This is a genomic window from Flagellatimonas centrodinii, assembly GCF_016918765.2.
Lineage (GTDB): Bacteria > Pseudomonadota > Gammaproteobacteria > Nevskiales > Nevskiaceae > Polycyclovorans > Polycyclovorans centrodinii.
In genome coordinates this window covers 2,396,145-2,413,345 of the sequence record NZ_CP092104.1, presented here as the reverse complement: position 1 = coordinate 2,413,345, position 17,201 = coordinate 2,396,145, and the positions used below count along the sequence as shown (strand labels likewise).

Sequence of the window (17,201 nt, the reverse complement as noted above, 5' to 3'; positions counted from 1 at the left end):
ATCTCCATCACCACTCACGCATCAGCCAATACGAGCGTTCAATGGGCATCAAGTGCGGCATCGTCGGTCTTCCCAACGTAGGCAAGTCCACCCTGTTCAATGCCTTGACCAAGGCGCAGATCGCAGCAGAAAACTACCCGTTCTGCACCATCGACCCGAATGTCGGCGTCGTTGCCGTACCTGATCCGCGACTCGACGCGTTGGCGGAAATCGTGCGCCCTCAGCGCATTCTCGGTGCCACCGTGGAGTTCGTCGATATCGCCGGTCTGGTTGCCGGCGCCAGCAAGGGCGAGGGTCTTGGCAACCAGTTCCTGGCGCACATCCGCGAAACGGATGCGATTGCCCATGTCACCCGCTGCTTTGTTGATGATGACGTCATCCATGTCGCTGGCGGGGTCGACCCGGTCCGCGATATCGAAATCATCAACACCGAACTGGCACTGGCCGACCTTGACGCGGTCACCAAGGCACTCGATCGGGCGGCCAAGGGCGCCAAGTCGGGCAACAAGGACGCCGTTGCCAAGGTCGAACTGCTGACGCGGGTGCAGGCGCATCTCGATCAGGGTCTCGCCGTACGCGCCCTCGAGCTCAGCGCCGATGACCGACTGCAGCTGCGCGACTACCACCTGATCACCGCCAAACCGGCGCTCTACATCGCCAATGTCGACGAGGCCGGGCTCGCCAACGGCAACGAATTGCTGGACCGAGTGAAAGCCTACGCGGCCGCCGAGAATGCCCAGGTGGTGCCGGTATGCGCCGCCATCGAGGCCGAGATTGCGCAGCTCGACGATACCGACAAGGCCGAATTTCTCGCTGAGCTAGGCCTGGAAGAGCCGGGGCTGAACCGCGTTATTCGGGGTGCTTACAGCCTGCTCGGCCTGCAGACCTACTTCACCGCCGGCGTGCAGGAAGTGCGCGCCTGGACGGTCAAAGTCGGTGCGACCGGGCCCCAGGCCGCCGGCGTGATCCATACCGATTTCGAACGCGGCTTCATCAAGGCCGAGGTCATCGGTTATGACGATTTCATCCAGTACCGAGGCGAAAGTGGCGCCAAGGAAGCCGGTCGCCTGCGCCTGGAAGGCAAGGACTACATCGTCAAGGAAGGCGACGTCATGCACTTCCGCTTCAACGTTTGAGGGCGGCTGCTGGCGCCCCACACTCGACGCCAGCAGCGGCTTTCATTAGAATCGCGCCCCCGCACGCGGCACATGGTGATGTAGCTCAGTCGGTTAGAGCGAGGGATTCATAACCCCTAGGTCGGCGGTTCGATTCCGCCCATCACCACCATTCGCGTTTGCCACGGCCACCGGGCTCGGATTCAGGGCCCTCGCTGCAGCAGCTGCGCCACCATCGGCTCCATGCGGGTCAGCCCGCCTGCCCGTCCCAGCGCCAGCGCCTGATCCACCGGCGTGCCCATTAGCCACGCAGCGCGCAGCGCCAGCAACGCGCCGACCCGGTTGGCACTGGCACAGTGCACCAGTACCGGGGTTTCGCCGGCCTTGGCCATCGCCGCATCGAGCGCGCGCGCGGTGTCGGCATTGAGGTCATCGGCGCCGGCCACCGGAATCACCATATAGTCCAGCCCCAGTTTCTGCATCAGCGCAGCCTGATCGAAGCCGGCATCTTCTGTGGCTGGCCGCAGATTGATGACATGGGTCACACCGGCGGCCTTGAGCGCCTGGAAGTCCTCGGGCGAAGGCTGGCCTGCGGTGATCACATTGGGCAGCGGGCGTCCCATCATTGGCAGCGGTGGCAGCGTCGGATTCATGGGGAGCCTATCGTTTCGGGTGAGATACGGATGGTAGCGTCAGCTGACGGTCCGTGGCGCATCGACCGGCCGGCAGGCACGAACCGCAGCCTCCGCCGACAGGTGCAGGCGGTCCGGCCCCAGGCGCTGCAGCAGCGTGGTAGCGCGGAGCTGGTCCATCACCGGCCCTTTCACCTCAGCCAGATGCAGGCGCTGGCCGGCACTACGCAATGCCGCCTCGAAGCTGTCCAGCATTTCGAGGCCACTGGCGTCGATGAAGCCGACACCGGACAGCACCAGCACCACGTCTTCAACACCTGCCTGATCCACTACCCGCTGCTGCAGTTCCGTCTCCAGGCGCGGCGTGTTGGCAAAGTACAGGTGTTCGTCAATGCGGATCAGCAGCAGCGCCGGCCAGGTCTCCACGACGTGACGGTGCACGTTGCGGAAGTGCTCGGTGCCGGGGATGCGCCCCACCGTGGCCACATGCGGGCGACTGGTGCGATAGAGAAAGGCCGTCAGCGCCATCACCACACCGATCATCAGGCCGGCCTCGATGCCGAACGCCAGCACCCCCAGCAATGTCGCCGCCTGAGCGGCGCCGTCGGCGCGGCTGAAGCGGAAGGTATGCCGCAAGGATCGCAGATCGATCAACTGCCACACCGCCACCACGATGATGGCGGCCAGCACCGCTTTCGGCAGCGGCGCCAGCAGCCCGGTAAAGCCGAACGCCGCCAGCGCCACCCAGAGCGCGGTGATCACGGCGGCCAGCTGGGTCTGCGCGCCCGCTTCGAAGTTGACCATGGACCGCGAAAAGCCGCCGGCCACCGGCATGGCCCCGGCCACCGCACTGCCGAGGTTGCTGATCCCCAGCGCCCGCAGTTCCTGATCGGGGTCGATGCGCTGACGCCGCCGGAACGCCAGCGTGCGTGCGACCGAGATGCTCTCGACATAGCCGATCAGCGCGATCAGCGCCGCCGACGGCAGCAGCGCCCGCCAACCCTCGGCATGCAGAAAGGCGAGCGATGGCACCGGCAGCCCCTGGGGAATGACGCCAACCACCGCAACGCCGTGCCGGGCAGCGGCGGCTGTCACGACCGACAGCGCCACCCCGACGACCACCAACAACAGTGGCGCGGCGCGACTGACCACGGCGGCCTGCGATGCCGACAGCCCCATTGATTGCAACAATCGCAACAGCGGCGCACGCGCCAGCAACAGCGCACCGACGGCGGTGAGACCGAAGCTGACAGTCACCGGGTTGAGGGTCGTCAGGCCGGCCGCCAGCGCCTGCAGACTTCCTACGAAATCGACATCGCGCGGCACCGGAATGCCGGTGAGTGCCGCCAACTGGGTGCCGACGATGAAGATCGCCGCACCGGTGGTGAAGCCCGACAGCACCGGGTGGCTGATGAAGTGCGTCAACCAACCCAGTCGCAGGACCCCCATGACCAGCAGCATCGCCCCCACCATCGCCGACAACATCAGCGCGCCACCGAGATAGCGCTGAGGGTCTCCGCCCGCAAACGGCGTCAGCGCTGCCGCCACCATCACCGCCGCGACGGCCACCGGCCCCAGCGACAAGGTCCGGCTGCTGCCCGTGAGCGCATACAGCACCGGTGGCAGCACGCTGGCATACAGGCCCACCTCGGGCGGCAACCCGGCCAGCAAGGCATAGGCCAGGGCCTGGGGGATGAGCAGGATCGCGGTAATGGTGCCGGCAACCAGATCCTGCATCACCTGCGCCGCCCCCATGCCTCGCAGGTCCGCCAACAGCGGCAGGTGACGGCGCAGGTTCATGCGGCAGCTCAGGTCTTGCCGCAGGCGAGATTGGCCGGCACCGCAACATCCATCAGTTTCGGATTGGCCAGATTGAGGTTGCGCATGATGTCGACATAGGCCGCCTCGTCCTTGCCCGCCAGGCGCGGGTTGTGGCGCTTTTCCTCGCCGATGCTGGAGGCGGTCCAGCCCTTGTAGTCATGGGCCGGATACACCAAGGTGTCATCTGGCAGGCGGAACAGGGTGTTGACGATCGAATCCCAGCTCTTGTGCGGATCGCCGCCCTGGAAATCGGTGCGACCGGTACCGCGGATCAACAGGACATCGCCGGTGAACACGGCTGCGGGCCGTTCCGGCCGCAACACGAAACTGAAGGACTCGTCGGTATGGCCCGGCGTGTACAGCGCCTTCAGCTGCACGCCATCGATATCGATCCGCTCACCCTCGCGCACCGACATCGACACGCACTCGGCCTTGGTGAACTCGCCCATCAGGGTGACGCAACCGGTACGGTCCCTCAGGGCACCGAGGGCGGTGATGTGATCGGCGTGGGTGTGGGTATCGATCGCCTTGACCAGTTTCAGCTCGAGCGCCGTCACTGCGGCCAGATAGTGCTCCAGCTGCTCGCGGACCGGGTCAATGATGACCGCCTCACGTCCCTGGCCCGACGCCATCAGATAGGTGTAGGTGCTGGATTCGGCATCGAAAAACTGGCGGAAAATCACGGCAATGCTCCAAGGCGGTGAACGGGGTCGTTTATTTCTTTATGGAATATAGATATTCTATAAACGATATTACGCCGCCGTCCCTTTGCTTTCAAGCCTACTGCTGCCGGAGAACCCGCATGAATCTGCCCGCCCACCGCCATGTCGTCGTTATTGTCGGGGCCGGTGCCGGCGGCCTGACGGTCGCCTCGCTGCTGAAGCAGGCACGTCCCGACCTCGACATCGCCCTGATCGACCCCGCCGAGTACCACTGCTACCAGCCCGCCTGGACCCTGGTTGGTGCCGGTGAGTTCCGCCCCGAGGCCACCCGCCGCCCGATGGCGGCCGTGATCCCAAGAGGCGTCTCCTGGCTGCAGGCCCGCGTCACCGCCTTTGAACCCGAACACCAGGTCGTCGTCCTCGAGGATGGTCGCCGCATCGGCTACCGCTTTCTGGTCACGGCACTGGGCCTGCAGCTGGACTGGGACCGCATCGAGGGCCTGACCGACACCCTCGGCGCCAACGGCGTCTGCAGCAACTACCGCTATGACCTGGCGCCCTACACCTGGCAGACCCTGCAACGATTGCCCCGGGATGCCCAGGCCCTGTTCACCCAGCCGCCCATGCCCATCAAGTGCGCCGGGGCACCGCAAAAGATTCTGTATATGGCGGCCGATCACTGCCGCCGCCGCGGACAGGCAGTCCATGCGCACTTCTTCACACCGGGGCCGGCGATGTTCGGTGTGCCGTTCTACGCCAAGGCGCTCGATCGGGTGGTCGCCGACTACGGCATCACCCCGCATTTCGGGCACCGCCTGATCGCGGTCGACGGTCCGGCACGCCAGGCCACCTTCGAGGTGACCACCGATGGCAACACCGCCCAGCAGACTCACCCCTTCGATCTCTTGCACGTGGTCCCGCCGCAGTCGGCACCGGACGTCATCAAGCGCTCAGCGTTGGCGGACGATAGCGGCTGGGTGAGTGTCGACCGGCACAGCCTGCGGCACAGCCGCTTCGACACCGTGTTCGGCCTCGGCGACTGCACCACCACCCCCAACAGCAAGACCGCAGCGGCGGTCCGTGCCCAGGCGCCGGTGCTGGTGGCCAACCTGCTGCGACAACTTGACGGACGGGGCACCGAGCGCCGCTACGACGGCTACGCCTCATGCCCGCTGACCACTTCGAAAGGCCGCATCATGCTGGCGGAGTTTGCCTATGACGGCGCCATCACACCCAGCTTTCCCCTGGATCCCAGAGTGCCGCGGCGCAGCTACTGGTGGCTGAAGAAGTACTACCTGCCCCACCTCTACTGGCGCATGGTGGGCGGCCATCTCGGGCCCGACTGGCACCGCGCCCGGCGCTTTCCAGAACCCCTGCCCGCTTTCGTTCCCTGAACCCCGGTAAGGCGCCTGTCTAGCCGCTGGACACCGAATGGGCCAGGCACTTCAGCGAGCGGGACAACACCATGTCGTAGCCGCTTGCGTCAGCGCAGGCGGTCGAACAGCGACAGGCTGGAAATCTGCAGGTAGGCGGTCTGGGCGGCGCTTTGTTGGGCGCTGGTCTGGGCGAGCTGGGTGGCGGCGTCAATCAGGTCGGTGTCGCGGAGCCGCGACAGGGCCAGGCTGAGCTGGGCGTCGGCGCCTTCCCGCCAGGTGGCGGCGCGGTCGAGCGCGTTGAGCCGGTTGCCGGTATCGGTGCGGGCGCGGCTGAGGTTCTCGGCGACGGCGTCGATGCCCGCGAGGGCAGCATCGAGCGCGGCATGGCGGGTGGCCGGGTCGGCGTCCCGCAAGGCGGCTTCCGCCGCCGCCAGCCAAGCGAAACTGTCCTGCCCGCCGGCATCACCGAAAACACGATCACCGGTCAGGCCGTCCGGCAGCTGCTGGCCGTCGGCGACCTCGACCTGACGCGCCACGGTGCTGCCCAGGTAGCCTCCGTTGGCATCGAACGCGGCCCCCAGGCCAGTGCCGGCAAACAGGGCTTCACCACTGCCATTGTCGCGGTTGGCGAGTTGCAGCCAGTCGCGGGCAAGCCCGGCCACTTCGTCTGCGAGCAAAATCCGATCGCTGTCGCTACGGGTGTCTGAACGGCCTGACAGCAGTTGCTCGCGCACCCGGTCGATCATCACCTGGGCATCGTCGAGAGCGGCTTCGGTCATGCCGAGCCGATGCTGCACCCGGTCCGCGGCCCCTGCCTGCGCGGCAATGCGCGCCTGCGCAGCCTCCCATTCCATCACCGAGGCCGCAGCAGCGGGTGCCTCGTGTGCATGGTGAAAGCGGCGGCCACTGCCGATCTGTTCCTGAAGCTGAACCAGCGTGCCGTTGTGCCCTTGCATGGCGCCGGTGGCACTGCGGAACAGGGTTTCACTGGATACGCGCATGGCTATCTCCGGACCGCGTTGAGCAGGGTCTGAAACACGGTGTCGGCGGTCGCGATCATCTGCGCCGCTGCCTGATAGGCCTGCTGGTAGCGCAGCAGGTCAGCCGCTTCTTCGTCGAGGTTGACACCCGCCACCGATCCCAGCGCATCACGCGACTGGGTCGCCAGCGCATCGGCGGCGCTGGCGCGGGCATCGGCCTGCTGTGCGGCCAGCCCCAGGGTGCCCACCACCTCGCCGGCGCGGCTGGCCAACGGCGCCCCGGACCAGGCGTTGACGGTGGCCCAGGCGGCGTTGTCGGCAAGCCCGGCGGGCGGCGGGCCTGCGAGCGCGAGGGCCCGCGGATCATCCACCGCCCGCGCCAACGGCGGCGTGGTAAACAGCGCCGTGCCGGCATTGCCATCAAGATCACGGCCGCCGGCCTGCGCGGTGTTGTAGGCATCGGCGATATCGGTGGCCAGTGCCTGCAACGCTGCACGCGGACTGTCGACGGCCTGGGCCCGGGCATCGAGCAGGCCGGCCAGTGCGCCGCCGGCGGGTCGTCCCACCGGCACACTGCCGCCGGTGCCCTCAAGCCGAATCTGGAAACGGCCGCTGGCGGTGGTGGGCTCCAGCGTCAGATGCCGTGCCTGGCCGTCCAGCACCAGCGGCTGGCCGTCTTCGAGAAAGACCGCCAGGTTGCCGCTGTCCTGGGTCACCGTGCGGACACCGATCTGGCTTGCGAGCTGGCGTACCGCTTCATCACGTTGATCCAGCAGGTCGGCTGGCGGCTGGCCGCCATTGCCCGGCGCGGCGAGGCTGATGCTGCGGTTGAGACTGTCGATGCGGTCGATCCATTGGTTGGCGGTCTGCACGCTTTCGCGCATCCGCCCGTCGATTTCCCGGTCCATTGCCACCAGGCCCTGGTCCAGTTGCGAGAACCGATCGGCCACGCCTTCAGCCTGCGCCAGCAGCGTCTGCCGTGCCGACAGCGACGCGGGGTCGGCCATCAATGCTTGCGTCGCACTGTTGAGGGCGTTGAGCGGAGCCGCAAGGCCGGCGGTCGGGTCTGACAGCAACGTGTCGGCCCGGATCAGCAGGTCACGTGCCGCACCGTGACGGCTGGCGGCGGCGCCGTCATCCGTGAGCCGCGACTGTAGCCAGGTGTCGGTCAGCCGCCGGATCTGCGCCGGTTGCACGCCATTGCCGATACGACCGGTGGTCGGTTGGGTACTGAGTTCAACGCGCTGCCGGCTGTAGCCCGCAGTGCCGGCATTGGCCACGTTGTGGCTGGTGGTGGCCAGCGCGGTGCTGTAGGCCTGCAGCGCGGTGCTGCCGATACGCAGGAGATCACTCATGGTCGGTCACTCCGGCGATGGCGGGGTGTGCTGCCAGCCGGGTCAGCTTCTCGGCATAGCGTGGATCGGTGGCGTAGCCGGCATCCTGCAGCGCTTGTGCAAACCGGGCGATATCGTGACCGGTATCCCGCGCCGCGGCATAGCGGGGTTGTTGTAGCAGCGACACATAGTCGCGGACGCTGTCGGCGGCGCTGTCGTAGCGCCGGAATTCGGCGCTTTCCCGACGGCTGATGCCCTGCCGGACTTCCGTGGTGGTGGCCGTGACGGCCGCTCCCTGCCAGCGCCCGCCGGCCTTGATGCCGAACAGGTTGTGGGACGTGCCGCCCGGCTGATGCCGACCGAATCCGGTCTCCAGCGCGGCCTGCGCCAGAATCGCCTGCGGTGCCACGCCGAGCGTGCGGGCAGCGTCACGCGCCAGTGGCGCCAGCCGCTCGACGAAATCGGTGATGCGGTCGCCGAGGGACCGTGTGGCGGCGGGTGCCGATGTCACCGGCGATGCCGGCGGACGCATGGTCGGCAGCACCGCTGCCGGTGCCGTGGCCAGATCCGGTACGACCCCCTGGCGCTGCCACTGCTGCACCAGCTGTTCAGCCAGCCCCAGCCCCTTGCCGCGGGTCATCAGTCCGGCCATTTGCTGGTCGAACAAGGACTGATAGGCGCCGGCGTCGCTGACCCCGCTGCCCGGCACCTTGGCGGTGCTGCGCATGCCAGCCAGCAGTTGCTGGGCGAACAGGCTTTCGAACTGGCGCGCCACTTCACGGGCCGCCTCCGGGACCGCCGCACGGACCTCCTGCCGCAGTGCGGTGAGGTTGCCGGACAGGGCATCCAGCGGGTTCATCAGATGACCACCAGCTCGGCGCGCAAGGCACCCGCCTGCTTCAGGGCTTCGAGGATGGCAATGAGATCGCCGGGGGCCGCCCCGACCTGATTCACCGCCTGCACGATCTCGGCCAGGGTGACCCCGGCATCGAACAGGAACATGCGGCCGTCGCCCTGCTGCTCGACGGCGATCCGGGAATCCGGCACCACCACCGTCTCGCCGTCGGAAAACGGTGCCGGCTGACTGATCTGGAACTGCTCGGCAATGGTGACCGACAGCGAACCGTGGGCGACCGCCGCCGGCCGCACCCGTACCGATTCACCGATGACAATGGTGCCGGTGCGCGAGTTGACCACCACCCGCGCCGGCGCCCGGCCGGGATCAACCTCCAGCACTTCCAGCTCGGACAGAAACGCGACGCGCTGGGCGGGATGCGGCGCGCGGATGTGGATGGTGACACCGTCCTCAGCCTGTGCCGTGCCCTCGCCGTAGACCGCGTTGACGGTCTCGGCGACCCGCGCGGCAGTGGTGAAATCGGCCGTATGCAGTTGCAGGGCGAGCCGGCCGGATGGGTCAAACGCGGCCGGTGCCGGACGTTCGACACTGGCCCCGTTGGGAATCCGACCCGCAGAGGGCACGTTGAGCGACACCCGCGAACCATCGCTGCCTTCGACGCCGAAGCCCCCCACCACCAGGTTGCCCTGGGCGATGGCGTAGACCTGGCCATCGGCGCCCTTCAGGGCCGTCATCAACAGTGCCCCACCGCGCAGCGAGCCAGCATTGCCGACCGACGCCACGGTGACATCAATCAATTGACCCGGCCGCGAAAATGGCGGCAACTCCGCCTGCACCATCACCGCCGCGGCATTCTTCAGCTGCGGATTGACCGACGTCGGAATCGTGACGCCCAACTGCGTCAGCAGATTGCGCAGCGCCTGGGTGGTGAAGGGGGCCTGCGAGGTCTGGTCGCCGGAGCCATCCAGCCCCACCACCAGGCCGTAACCCATCAGCGCGTTGCTGCGCACGCCGGCGAGGCTGGCGATGTCCTTGATGCGCTCGGCGTGTGCGGTCTGCGCCAGCGACAGCAGCGCCAGCAGCACCAGTGCCGCGATGAAGAACGCGCGTGCCACCGGCAACGGCGGCGACCGCAACCGGACCGTCGCCGGTAGGGGCACCTGTTCCGACGGCGAGTGGGGAGGTGGCGGCATCCGGGTGACGGTCGACGGCACCCGGGCGCCGTTCGAGACGACCAACCGCAGCAGACACGGCGACGAAGCCGTGGTGCCACCCTCGGTGCCGGAATGCCGTGTGTCGTTCATCCGCCTGCTCCTAGAAGGGCCACAAGGGGTGGTTGAAGAATCGCGCCAGCCAGCCTTGGGCGTTGGCATCGCCCAGGGCACCACGTCCGGCGTATCGAACATCGGCATCGGCGACCCGATCGGACAGCAGGGTGTTGTCCGGCGCGATGTCTTCTGGCCGCACCCAGCCGCTGATCTCCAGGGTTTCGTCGCCACGATTGAGCTGCAGGCGTTTGCGCCCGGCAATCCGCAGCAGGCCGCTGGCATCGACCTCAATCACCCGCACCGACACCGAGCCGGACAGGCGGTTGCTCTGGGTACTGTCGCCACCGCCTTCGAAACTGCGGTCGCCGGACAGGCTGTTGTTGAGAAACGGGATGCCATTGGCGGTGACGGCACCCCCGAACAAGGTCGGTGCCGGCAGACTGAGATCGGTGGTCTTGCTGGTCGAGGTGGCGCTGCTGGTCTGGGCCTGGGTCTGTTCGACCAGCACCACCGTCAGGACATCCCCCACCCGGCGCGCGCGACGGTCCCCAAACCAGTCGGTAGCGGTACCGGACTGATAGATCGCGCCGGCCGGATGCACCGCGGGCGCCGGTGGTGCTGGCGGCACCACCGGCGTGCTGGCGCAGCCGCCAAGGCCGATCGCGGCGAGCAGTACGAGGGCGCGTGCGGTATTCATCACAGCTGCTGGGTGATGAAGCGCAGCATGTCGTCGGCGGCGGAGATGGCCTTGGAGTTCATCTCGTAGGCGCGTTGCGCCTCGATCATCCCGACCAGCTCTTCCACCACGTTGACGTTCGAGCCTTCCAACGAGCCCTGCTGCAACAGGCCCAGCCCGTTGAGCCCCGGTGTTGAATCATTGGGCGGGCCACTGGCAGCCGTTTCCAGCAGCAGGTTCTCGCCGCGCGCCTGCAGTCCGGCAGCGTTGACGAAGTCGGTGAGCGTGAGGGTGCCAATCTGCACCGGGCTGGCCTGCCCGGCCAGTTGCGCGGTAATGACGCCGTCAGTGCCGATGGTGATGCTCTGGGTGCCGTCGGGAATCGAGATGCCCGGCTGCAGCGGGTAGCCCTGCGCGGTGACCAGTTCGCCCTGGGCGTTGGTCTTCAACGCGCCGTCGCGGGTATAGGCCGCCGTGCCGTCGGGCAGCAGCACCTTGAGAAAGCCACGGCCATTGACCGCGACATCGAGGCTGTTGCCGGTCTGCTGCAAACTGCCCTGGGTGAACTCCTTGGCGGTAGCCACCGTCCGTACGCCGGTCCCAAGCATCAGGCCGGTGGGGGAATCGGTCTGCTGGCTGGTGGCGCCGCCCGGCTGGCGGACCGTTTGGTAGAGCAGGTCCTCGAACTGGGCCCGGCCCCGCTTGAAGCCGGTGGTGCCGACGTTGGCGAGATTGTTGGAGGTGACAGCCATCCGGGTCTGCTGTGCATCAAGGCCGGTCTTGGCGATCCAGAGTGCGGGGTTCATAAGACGTTACTCCCGGGTTCAACGAAGGCGCATGAGGGTCTGCGCCGACTCGGCGTAGGCATCCGCACGCTTGAGGGTGTCCACCGCCAACTCGAAGCGGCGGGAGTGTTCGATCATCGCCACCATCTGCTCGGCAGCGTTGACGTTGGCGGCTTCCAGCGCGCCGCTGACCAGCACCGGTCCGGCGGCGGCATTGAGTACCTGCCCGCCACGGGGCACGAACAGCCCGTCGGCACGGCGGTCGATCTGACCGGGGGCGGCCTCGACAATCTGCAACCGGCCGACCTGCGCCCGCACATTGGCGGCACTGCCCAGCGGTGTCAGGCTGACGGTACCGTCCGCCCCCACCATCAGGTCGCTATGCGGCGGCAGGCTGAGGGGGCCGCCATCGCCGAGCACTGGCCGGCCTTCGGCATCCAGCACCTGGCCATTGGCGGTCAACTGCAAGGCGCCGTTGCGGGTGTAGGCGATACCGCCGTCGGCGCCCTGCACCGCCAGCCAGCGGTCTTCGGCGAGTGCGATGTCGAGACTGCGGCCGGTGGTTTGAACGGCACCGCCGCGGGCGTCCCAGCCCTGCGGCGTCAACTGCCCATTGACCCGCGACGCCCAACCCGCGCCCTCCACCGGCACCGCTTCGGTCTGCGTCAGCAAGGCCTTGAAGCCACTGGTGCCGACGTTGGCGAGGTTGTGCGCGGTTGCCGCCTGGGCCCGCAGGGCCTCCGAGGCGGCATTCATGGCGATGTAGGCAGCGCGGTCCATGGCTCAGATTCCGTTGAACGGGTCCGCCTTAGCGGAGGTTCAGCACCGTCTGGGTTATCTGGTCGGTGGTCGAGATCATCTGCGCGTTCGCCTGGAAGTTGCGTTGCGCGGTGATCATGTGCACCAGTTCAGCGGTGAGGTCGACGTTAGAAAGTTCCAGCGAGCCCGACTGCACCGAGCCGAAACTGCCGCTCTCACCCGCACCCCGAAGCGCCGGGCCGGAGACATAGGTTTCCGCCCACACCGTATCCCCCAGCGCCTGCAAACCCTGCGGATTGGCGAAGGTGGCCAGCGCCACCTGGCCGAGCGCACGGGCCTGGCCGTTGGTATATCGGGCCTGCACCACACCGCCAGAGGTCACTTCAATGCCGGTCAGACGCCCGGTGGCAAAGCCATCCTGCGTCAGCGCGGTGACGTTGAAGTTGTCGCCGAACTGGGTGGCATCACTGAGATCGAGGGTGATCTCCAGGTCGGAAGCGCCGTTGTTCTGGGCCAGCGCCGGCAGTGTCACGGTGCCACCGACCGGAGCGCTGAGGGCGCCGTTGGCGTCGAAGGTCATCGTGGTCGGCGCCCCGGTACTGGTGCCGTCGACAGCGCTGTGGACATCCCACTGCCCGGCGGTGTCGGTCGGAACGAAATAGAAGCTTGCGGTATGGGCGGCGCCGAGCGAGTCGTACACCGTCAGGCTGGTGGTGTGCGAATAGCTGCTGGCGTCTGCCGGATCGAATGCATTGACCGGTGCCGTGCCCGAGGCTGCGGGCAGATTGAGACCGAGCGTCACATTGGTGGTGGCCTGCGGCGGCGCGTCCCCCACCGGCAGCTGCAGATCGGTCAGCCGACCGGCGTCGAAAGTGCCGTTGGCCTGGGGCGGATACACCTGCAGCTTGTGACCCTGGGTGTTCACCACCATGCCATTGCGGTCCGGCGACAGGCTACCGGCGCGCGAGTAGACCGTGGCGCCGTTGGCATTGAAGGTGAAGAACCCTTCGCCGCTGATCGACAGATCCAGCGCATTGTTGGTGAAGTCGATACTGCCTTGGCCGAACTGCTGCTGGATGCCGGAGACCCGCACACCACTGCCGGTCTGGGTGGCGGCAAGGCCGAGACTGGAGGCCGCGTAGACCTCGGCGAACTGGGTACGTCCGCCCTTGAAACCGGCGGTGTTGGCGTTGGCAATATTGTGGCCGGTGACGGTCAGGTCGCGGCTGGCGGCGGTCAGGCCGGAGAGGGCGGTTTGAAAGCTCATGGAAGTCTCCTGGTCAAACGGTGCGCGTTCAGGCGCGGATCTGAAGAATGTCGGTGAGGCCAACCGTGCTGCCGTCATCCAGTTCCAGCAGCAGACCGCTGGCACTGGGGATGACGGCACTCACCGTCGCTTCACTGCGGGGTGCCAATGCGGTGGTGGTATCGCCACTCACGGCACGGGCCTGGAGGAAATAGGTGCCATGGGGGGCAGCCTCGCCATTGCTGCGGGTGCCGTCCCAGGCCAACCGCAGGGTGCCGCTCTCGGGTGTGTCCTGGCGCAGCTGTGCCACCCGCACGCCGTTGGCGTCGAGCACGTCCACTTCGACCCGGGTGGTGCCCGGTTCGATGACCAGCGAGAACGCATCGGGCGCGCCGCCGTCCCACTTCAGGATGTCGGCGATGCGCTGTACCGGCTTGCCAAGCAGGGCGGCCCCCTGCAGCACCTGATCGGCATTCATGCGGCCTGCCAGCGCCTGAAAGCTGTCGTCCAGTTGCTGGACCCCGGCGACCACCGAGAACTGCGCCAGCTGGCCGAGAAATTCGGTGTTGGCCATCGGCTCCAGCGGGTTCTGGGCATTGAACTGTGCCAGCATCAGCTGCATGAACTCGCCCTGCCCCAGCGACTGCTGCTGGGTGCCCGCGCTTTGGGTGGCGCCGCGGAGCGCGCTGACGGCGTCCATCAGTTACGCCCCATGTTGAGGGTTCGCATCATCAACTCCTTGGCGGTGTTCATCGCCTCGACACTGGATTGGTAGCTGCGGCTGGAAGACATCAGGTTGACCATCTCCTCCACCGGGTTGATCGCCGGGGCGTAGACATAGCCATCGGCATCTGCCATCGGGTGCCCGGGCTGATAGCGGGCCTCGGCGGGCCGGGTTGACTCGGCGATCCGGGTGACCTCGACACCGGCCATCCCCTGCGCGTCCATCACCGTGCGGAACTCCGGCATGCGCGCCCGGTACGCGGCTTCCGGACTGCTGGCGACGGAATCGGCATTGGCCAGGTTGGAGGCCACCGTGTTGAGCCGGACCGACTGCGCCGCCATGGCGCTACCGGCGATATCGAAGAGGCGGAAGCTGCTCATGGCATCGCGCCCTATTGCCCTGTGATGGCGGTCAGCAGACCGCGCACCCGGGATTCAAGGAAGTTGAGACTGGCCTGGTAGTGCAGGGCAGCGTCGGCAAACGCTGCCTGTTCGCGTGGCAGGTCGACCCGGTTGCCATCCACTGACGGCTGGCTCGCGTAACGTTCAAATTGCGCGGCCTCGAAGTCGAGCGGGGTATCGCCCGCGGCCGTGAGGGCCTTGGCGAAATCGAGGTCCCGCGGCACGTAGCCCGGGGTGTCGGCATTGGCAAGGTTGCCGGTGATCAGCTCCAGTCGGCGGGCGTGCAAGGCCAGGGCCGGCTCGTGAACACCGAAAACACGCTGCATGTTGAGAGGTTGGCTCATCCTCGGCTCCTGTGCCGGTGGTTGAGCTCTGCCCTGCAATCGCCGGTGTCCCCGGTCGCGAGCGGTCCGTTGCGGCCGCTAAGCGGCAGCAGGCAGCGCCAGATCCTCGAGGACCGCGGCCGCCAATTCTTCTGCCGAGAACTTGGGCACGAAGCGGTCGGCTCCGACCCGGGCCACCAGCTGGGCGTTGAAACGACCCGACAGCGAGCTGTGCAGCAGCACCCGCAGATGCTTCAGTCGCGGGTCTTCCTTGATCCTTGCCGTCAACGCATAGCCGTCGAGCTGCGGCATCTCCAGGTCGGAGATCACCAGCCGCAGCCTGGCCAGGCGGCCACTGTCCGCCGCCTGCTGCAACCAGGCCAGCGCTTGGGCGCCGTCGCTGAGCAGGATCGGTTCTGCACCCAGCGCAGTCAGGGTGCGCTGCAGCTGGGCGCGGGCCACCGCCGAATCATCCACCACCAGCACCTCCGGCCGCTCGCCAGAGAGTTTGCCGTGCCATTGACTGGGCAACTCATGGGCCTCGCCGACGATGTCCGCGAGCACCTGTTCGAAGTCGAGGATGTGCAACCAGCCCCGTGGCGTTTCCACCAGGGCGGTGATCCGCGCTCGCTCGGTCGCATCGGGCGGCTGCAGATGCGCAACGTCAACATGCACGATGCGCTCGACTCCGCTGACCACGAAGGCCTGCTGGCGTCGATTGAATTCGGTGACCACCCATAAGGGCTGCGCCGGCAGGGCCAGCCCGAACGCAGTTGGCAGCGCAATCACCGGCATCAGCTGGCCGCGCAGTTCGGCCAGCCCCTGCACCTGCGGATGCAGGCCGGACACCGGCGTCATCGGCACCGCGGTGGTCACCTCCAACACCTTGAAGACGTTCACCGCATAGTGCTGCGCGTCGCCGAGTGAAAACGTGAGCAAGGCCAGTCGATTGTGGCCGGCCAGGCGGGTCTGCTCGTCGATACGATCCAGGAGGGTGCTCATGGAGGGCGTATCGGCGGCATGCGCGAATTCTTGAGCGACTTCGTCGGAAACCGCCCATCCTCCGAACGCAACCGCTCGGACGCCGGTGCCCCGCAGATGCAGGTCATGACGCATGCGTTCACTTTCCGTCATTGCCTTGCTGCTGTTGTCGAGCACGTCGCTGCAGGCGGCCGACACGCTGTCATTGATCCGCGCTGCCGCCGTCGGTGCCAGCCCGTTCACCGAAGGCGAGGCGCGCCTCGACCCACGTGTCCGGGTAGCCCCCTGCACGGTGCCACTGCAGGCACAGGTGACCACGGCGACGGCCGAGCAGGCAACGGTTCAGGTTGGATGCACCCAGCCGGCCTGGCAGCTATACGTGCCGGTACGGGCCCAAGGCAGTGCACAGGTGCTGGTGCTGGCCCGCCCATTAGCGGCCGGGGAGCGGGTCGGTGCCGAGGATATCCGTGCCGAACCGCGCGCCCGCGCCAGCCTTGGCTACGGCGCCCTGACGGATCAGGCCATGGTGGTGGGTCGGCAAACGCGGCGTGCCCTGCCGGCCGGCCGAGTCTTGACGCCCGGCGACGTGCTCACCCCGCCGATGATCCGCCGCGGCGACACGGTGACCCTGGTGGTGGATCGCGGCCCGGTCCAGATCCGCATGCCGGGTACCGCCTTGAGTGACGGCGCCGAAGGCGCCCGGATCGGAGTCCGCAACAGCCGCTCCGGTCACCGCGTGGAGGGAATCGTCCGCGATGCTGGCCGGGTGGAGATTCCGGGGTGAACGGTCGCGGGACTGCCGCCACCGAACACCCCGGGGGACTTTACGGCTGCTGTGCCTGGCGGGCCTCCCACTTCTCACGCAGTTCGGCCTTGCGCGCTTCACAGGCCGCAGGATCGGCATCACAGGCCGCCTTCATTTTGTCGCGCTTCTGCCGAAGCTCGGCCTTGCGCGCCTCGCAAGCCGCCGGGTCGGCCTCGCAGGCGGCCTTGCGGTCTGCCCACTTCTCGCGCCGTTCGGCCTTTACCTCTTCACAGCGCGCCGGATCAGCCGCACAGCGCTCGCGGGCCGCATCCAATCGCGCCTTCATCTTCTCGCAGCGTTCGGGGTTTTCAGCACACCGGGCCTCGATCTGGGCGCGCTGTTCGGCGCTGAGCGCACCGCCCTGCGCCAACGCAGCCCCGGCGGACAGGCTCAGTATCAGGCCTGCGGCTAGCGCGGAAAGGGTTCGATTCATGGAAAGCTCCTTCAGGGGTGGTCT

General features: G+C 67.3%; 19 protein-coding genes and 1 tRNA gene. 4 read left to right on the top strand and 16 right to left on the bottom strand.

Annotation, left to right across the window (positions count from 1 at the left end):
• Positions 1-41: 41 nt before the first annotated feature.
• Entirely contained in the window at positions 42-1,136 is a 1,095-nt protein-coding gene (gene ychF, locus JN531_RS11355; RefSeq protein WP_228348979.1) for a redox-regulated ATPase YchF, read from the top strand.
• A gap of 74 nt (positions 1,137-1,210) precedes the next feature.
• Positions 1,211-1,287: transfer RNA gene (locus tag JN531_RS11350), tRNA-Met, on the top strand.
• A 31-nt stretch (positions 1,288-1,318) separates the two neighbouring features.
• Here JN531_RS11350 and JN531_RS11345 read toward each other — a convergent pair.
• The 3 genes from JN531_RS11345 to JN531_RS11335 are packed head-to-tail and all read right to left on the bottom strand — an operon-like array spanning position 1,319 to position 4,251.
• Entirely contained in the window at positions 1,319-1,768 is a 450-nt protein-coding gene (locus tag JN531_RS11345) for a protein tyrosine phosphatase family protein (RefSeq protein ID WP_228348978.1), read from the bottom strand.
• A gap of 39 nt (positions 1,769-1,807) precedes the next feature.
• Positions 1,808-3,547 carry a SulP family inorganic anion transporter gene (locus JN531_RS11340; protein ID WP_228348977.1) on the bottom strand — a complete coding sequence of 580 codons (1,740 nt, stop codon included), beginning with the start codon at positions 3,545-3,547 and terminating at the stop codon, positions 1,808-1,810.
• Between the two features lie 8 nt (positions 3,548-3,555).
• Complete coding sequence (locus JN531_RS11335; RefSeq protein WP_228348976.1) at positions 3,556-4,251, bottom strand: MBL fold metallo-hydrolase; 696 nt, start codon at positions 4,249-4,251, stop codon at positions 3,556-3,558.
• Between the two features lie 119 nt (positions 4,252-4,370).
• Between JN531_RS11335 and JN531_RS11330 the strand changes: the two genes are divergently transcribed.
• The gene (locus JN531_RS11330; RefSeq protein WP_228348975.1) at positions 4,371-5,624 is read left to right on the top strand and encodes an NAD(P)/FAD-dependent oxidoreductase; all 1,254 of its coding nucleotides are present in this window, start codon (positions 4,371-4,373) and stop codon (positions 5,622-5,624) included.
• Positions 5,625-5,713: 89 nt separating this feature from the next.
• On the opposite strand, the gene JN531_RS11325 is transcribed toward JN531_RS11330, so the two are convergent.
• The 12 genes from JN531_RS11325 to JN531_RS11270 form a co-directional block, all read right to left on the bottom strand.
• Positions 5,714-6,607, bottom strand: a complete 894-nt coding sequence (locus tag JN531_RS11325) for a flagellin N-terminal helical domain-containing protein (protein WP_228348974.1) — start codon at positions 6,605-6,607, stop codon at positions 5,714-5,716.
• A 2-nt stretch (positions 6,608-6,609) separates the two neighbouring features.
• Positions 6,610-7,941: a flagellar hook-associated protein FlgK gene (flgK, locus tag JN531_RS11320; RefSeq protein ID WP_228348973.1), complete on the bottom strand. Its 1,332-nt coding sequence runs from the start codon at positions 7,939-7,941 to the stop codon at positions 6,610-6,612.
• Positions 7,934-8,779, bottom strand: coding sequence for a flagellar assembly peptidoglycan hydrolase FlgJ (flgJ, locus tag JN531_RS11315; RefSeq protein WP_228348972.1), 846 nt, complete (start codon positions 8,777-8,779; stop codon positions 7,934-7,936). Before flgJ ends, flgK begins: the two co-directional genes overlap by 8 nt.
• Positions 8,779-10,080 carry a flagellar basal body P-ring protein FlgI gene (locus JN531_RS11310; protein WP_228348971.1) on the bottom strand — a complete coding sequence of 434 codons (1,302 nt, stop codon included), beginning with the start codon at positions 10,078-10,080 and terminating at the stop codon, positions 8,779-8,781. The genes flgJ and JN531_RS11310 overlap by 1 nt, the downstream gene beginning before the upstream one ends.
• Before the next feature lie 10 nt (positions 10,081-10,090).
• Positions 10,091-10,741, bottom strand: coding sequence for a flagellar basal body L-ring protein FlgH (locus JN531_RS11305; protein WP_228348970.1), 651 nt, complete (start codon positions 10,739-10,741; stop codon positions 10,091-10,093).
• Positions 10,741-11,526 (bottom strand): flagellar basal-body rod protein FlgG, encoded by a 786-nt coding sequence (gene flgG, locus JN531_RS11300; protein WP_228348969.1) that lies wholly within the window; start codon positions 11,524-11,526, stop codon positions 10,741-10,743. The genes JN531_RS11305 and flgG overlap by 1 nt, the downstream gene beginning before the upstream one ends.
• An 18-nt stretch (positions 11,527-11,544) precedes the next feature.
• Positions 11,545-12,285 (bottom strand): flagellar basal body rod protein FlgF, encoded by a 741-nt coding sequence (locus tag JN531_RS11295; RefSeq protein WP_228348968.1) that lies wholly within the window; start codon positions 12,283-12,285, stop codon positions 11,545-11,547.
• Between the two features lie 28 nt (positions 12,286-12,313).
• Positions 12,314-13,531 (bottom strand): flagellar hook protein FlgE, encoded by a 1,218-nt coding sequence (flgE, locus tag JN531_RS11290; RefSeq protein WP_228348967.1) that lies wholly within the window; start codon positions 13,529-13,531, stop codon positions 12,314-12,316.
• Positions 13,532-13,559: 28 nt separating this feature from the next.
• Positions 13,560-14,210 (bottom strand): flagellar hook assembly protein FlgD, encoded by a 651-nt coding sequence (locus tag JN531_RS11285; protein ID WP_228348966.1) that lies wholly within the window; start codon positions 14,208-14,210, stop codon positions 13,560-13,562.
• Positions 14,210-14,614, bottom strand: coding sequence for a flagellar basal body rod protein FlgC (flgC, locus tag JN531_RS11280; protein WP_228348965.1), 405 nt, complete (start codon positions 14,612-14,614; stop codon positions 14,210-14,212). Before flgC ends, JN531_RS11285 begins: the two co-directional genes overlap by 1 nt.
• A gap of 11 nt (positions 14,615-14,625) precedes the next feature.
• Positions 14,626-14,979: a flagellar basal body rod protein FlgB gene (locus tag JN531_RS11275; protein ID WP_228348964.1), complete on the bottom strand. Its 354-nt coding sequence runs from the start codon at positions 14,977-14,979 to the stop codon at positions 14,626-14,628.
• A 78-nt stretch (positions 14,980-15,057) separates the two neighbouring features.
• Positions 15,058-15,960, bottom strand: coding sequence for a chemotaxis protein (locus JN531_RS11270; RefSeq protein WP_228348963.1), 903 nt, complete (start codon positions 15,958-15,960; stop codon positions 15,058-15,060).
• Positions 15,961-16,072: 112 nt separating this feature from the next.
• Here JN531_RS11270 and flgA point away from each other — a divergent pair, with 112 nt between their 5' ends.
• On the top strand, positions 16,073-16,723 hold the full coding sequence (gene flgA, locus JN531_RS11265) for a flagellar basal body P-ring formation chaperone FlgA (RefSeq protein WP_228348962.1): 651 nt from the start codon (positions 16,073-16,075) through the stop codon (positions 16,721-16,723).
• 40 nt (positions 16,724-16,763) lie between these two features.
• Here flgA and JN531_RS11260 read toward each other — a convergent pair whose 3' ends face one another.
• Positions 16,764-17,177 carry a hypothetical protein gene (locus JN531_RS11260; protein WP_228348961.1) on the bottom strand — a complete coding sequence of 138 codons (414 nt, stop codon included), beginning with the start codon at positions 17,175-17,177 and terminating at the stop codon, positions 16,764-16,766.
• Between the last annotated feature and the right edge of the window lie 24 nt (positions 17,178-17,201).

Bases quoted from the DNA above. Each gene is read 5' to 3' on its own strand.
- ychF (WP_228348979.1), top strand. From the start codon at position 42: ATGGGCATCAAGTGCGGCATCGTCGGTCTTCCCAACGTAGGCAAGTCC.
- JN531_RS11345 (WP_228348978.1), bottom strand. From the start codon at position 1,768: ATGAATCCGACGCTGCCACCGCTGCCAATGATGGGACGCCCGCTGCCC.
- JN531_RS11340 (WP_228348977.1), bottom strand. From the start codon at position 3,547: ATGAACCTGCGCCGTCACCTGCCGCTGTTGGCGGACCTGCGAGGCATG.
- JN531_RS11330 (WP_228348975.1), top strand. From the start codon at position 4,371: ATGAATCTGCCCGCCCACCGCCATGTCGTCGTTATTGTCGGGGCCGGT.
- JN531_RS11325 (WP_228348974.1), bottom strand. From the start codon at position 6,607: ATGCGCGTATCCAGTGAAACCCTGTTCCGCAGTGCCACCGGCGCCATG.
- flgK (WP_228348973.1), bottom strand. From the start codon at position 7,941: ATGAGTGATCTCCTGCGTATCGGCAGCACCGCGCTGCAGGCCTACAGC.
- flgJ (WP_228348972.1), bottom strand. From the start codon at position 8,779: ATGAACCCGCTGGATGCCCTGTCCGGCAACCTCACCGCACTGCGGCAG.
- JN531_RS11310 (WP_228348971.1), bottom strand. From the start codon at position 10,080: ATGAACGACACACGGCATTCCGGCACCGAGGGTGGCACCACGGCTTCG.
- JN531_RS11305 (WP_228348970.1), bottom strand. From the start codon at position 10,741: ATGAATACCGCACGCGCCCTCGTACTGCTCGCCGCGATCGGCCTTGGC.
- flgG (WP_228348969.1), bottom strand. From the start codon at position 11,526: ATGAACCCCGCACTCTGGATCGCCAAGACCGGCCTTGATGCACAGCAG.
- JN531_RS11295 (WP_228348968.1), bottom strand. From the start codon at position 12,285: ATGGACCGCGCTGCCTACATCGCCATGAATGCCGCCTCGGAGGCCCTG.
- flgE (WP_228348967.1), bottom strand. From the start codon at position 13,531: ATGAGCTTTCAAACCGCCCTCTCCGGCCTGACCGCCGCCAGCCGCGAC.
- JN531_RS11285 (WP_228348966.1), bottom strand. From the start codon at position 14,210: ATGGACGCCGTCAGCGCGCTCCGCGGCGCCACCCAAAGCGCGGGCACC.
- flgC (WP_228348965.1), bottom strand. From the start codon at position 14,614: ATGAGCAGCTTCCGCCTCTTCGATATCGCCGGTAGCGCCATGGCGGCG.
- JN531_RS11275 (WP_228348964.1), bottom strand. From the start codon at position 14,979: ATGAGCCAACCTCTCAACATGCAGCGTGTTTTCGGTGTTCACGAGCCG.
- JN531_RS11270 (WP_228348963.1), bottom strand. From the start codon at position 15,960: ATGAGCACCCTCCTGGATCGTATCGACGAGCAGACCCGCCTGGCCGGC.
- flgA (WP_228348962.1), top strand. From the start codon at position 16,073: ATGCGTTCACTTTCCGTCATTGCCTTGCTGCTGTTGTCGAGCACGTCG.
- JN531_RS11260 (WP_228348961.1), bottom strand. From the start codon at position 17,177: ATGAATCGAACCCTTTCCGCGCTAGCCGCAGGCCTGATACTGAGCCTG.